Source organism: Streptomyces himastatinicus ATCC 53653 (genome assembly GCF_000158915.1).
Classification (GTDB): Bacteria; Actinomycetota; Actinomycetes; order Streptomycetales; family Streptomycetaceae; genus Streptomyces; species Streptomyces himastatinicus.
In genome coordinates, this window is the sequence record NZ_GG657754.1 from 5964862 (window position 1) to 5966574 (window position 1713).

The following is a 1713-nucleotide window of genomic DNA, read 5'->3' on the forward strand; positions in this document are numbered from 1 at the left end:
GTCCGGGTTGAGCCGGGCGAGCCACAGCGCCCGGGGCCGCCGAGGGTGAGCGCCTCGGGCCGCAGGTCGGTGCGGGCCCGGGCCGCGTCGAGCAGCGTCGGGAGCAGTGCGTCGGGCGCGCGGTAGCCGTGCTGGTTGGCGAGGGCGAGCCATTGGGGCAGCAGCTCGGCCAGGTCGGGGGCGGAACGCGGCCCGCTGCGCCCGGGGGCCGATCGGTCGGCCAGCAGCATCGCCAGCCGACTGCGGGCGGCGGGCGGGAGCGGTGGGCGCGGGTCCTCGGGCGCGGGGGCCGGGCCCGGCCGGGCGGGGGCGGGGCGCAGCCCGGCCCGCCGCCGGACGGTGCTGAGCGCGGCGGCGTCCAGCAGGGCGGCCGGGGTGTCCTGCCCGGGGCGCACGGTGACGGGCGGGGTGCGGCGCTCGGTGCCGAGCAGGGCGGCGGCGACGAGGTCGTCCCACGACACGTGCGCGGATTCGGCTGGCGCGGTGCTGGTGCTGGTCAACGCGTGCCTCCGTACGAGGTGGGGCCGGTGCCGGTGCCGAGCGGGACGGGTTCGGGATCCCAGGTGGTGAGCGGCGTGATGCCGCGGTGCCCGCACTCGCCGAAGACGGTGACGGGGCGGCCGCCCGATATCGCCGCGAGCTGCCACAGGTTCGTACGGCCGAGGCACCTCGGATCGATGGGGAGCGCGGTCCCGGCCGCCTCGTCGGCCAGCTGCCATCCGTCGTCGCCGGGTACGGGCGTGACGCCGGAGAGCACGACGGGCCAGCCCTCCAGCCAGGGGTCGTCGCTCAGCGCCTCGCCGTAGGCGGCGAGCGCCGCGTCGATGCCGCCACCGTCGGGCACCCCGTTGGGCACTCCGGCGGGTGCCGGGACGTCCGCGGCCGCCGCGCCGTTTGCGCCGTCCACCGCGGCCGCCGGGGTCCATCCGGGCGGCAGTGGAGGCACGGCGGGCGGGTAGCGCGTGCCCAGCGCGGCCCGGAGCGGATGCGTGCCCGGGTAGTAGGTGAGGTCCGCGTCGAGCACCAGACCGAGGGGCAGCGCCTGCTCAGGAGCCCGGCCCGCCGCACCGAAGGACAGCAGCATCGCCATCCGGCCCGTACTACGGCCGCGGAGCCAGATCCGCCGGGTGGTGAGCTTGCCGTCGCTGCTGTCCTCGCGGCCCAGGACGAGCCACTGGTCCCGGACCGGTTGCCCGTGCGCGAGCAGCTCGGCCACCGGCACCGTGACGCCGACCCGGGAGCGCGTGGTGGCGGCCAGCTCCTCCGGCAGGCTGTCGAGGTGGAGGAAGCCCTGGTTGAGGAGGTGCGCCAGGGCGCATTCCTCCAGCAGCCGGGCGGGCCAGCCGGGGCCGGAGGAGGGGATCGCGCCCAGCTCCCGCACCCGCGCCTCCAGGCCGGGGGCCTGGGCGTCGACCATGCGGGCGGCCGTCTCGTCCCACGCCCCGTATCCGGCGCGGTCGGCCGTGGCCAGACCGTCCCGCAGCAGGTCCGACAGCCGCTGCTCCAGCTCCGTGGCGCCCGCCGCGATGCGCTGGGCGCGCCGCTCGGCGCGGCGGCGGGCGGCGACCGGATCGGCGGCGCCACCCGCCGCCTTCCCCGCGCCGTCGTCCCCCACGCCACCGCCCCCCGCGGCTTCCGCGCCCGCACCCCCGCTCGCGGCCGCCGCCGCGCTCCGCGCGCGCTCGCGCCGCTCGCCGAGCCACTGCCCGGCCC

At 79.2% G+C, this 1713-nt stretch carries 1 protein-coding gene and 1 pseudogene; both read right to left on the reverse strand.

All coding sequences use genetic code 11. The features are described from left to right. Positions 1 to 500: pseudogene (locus SSOG_RS53900) on the reverse strand (DUF5691 domain-containing protein); the annotation flags it as partial. Next, positions 497 to 1713 (reverse strand): hypothetical protein (locus SSOG_RS25405; protein WP_078510396.1); only part of this gene is annotated, 1217 nt, incomplete at its 5' end. The gene SSOG_RS25405 and the pseudogene SSOG_RS53900, both read right to left, overlap by 4 nt.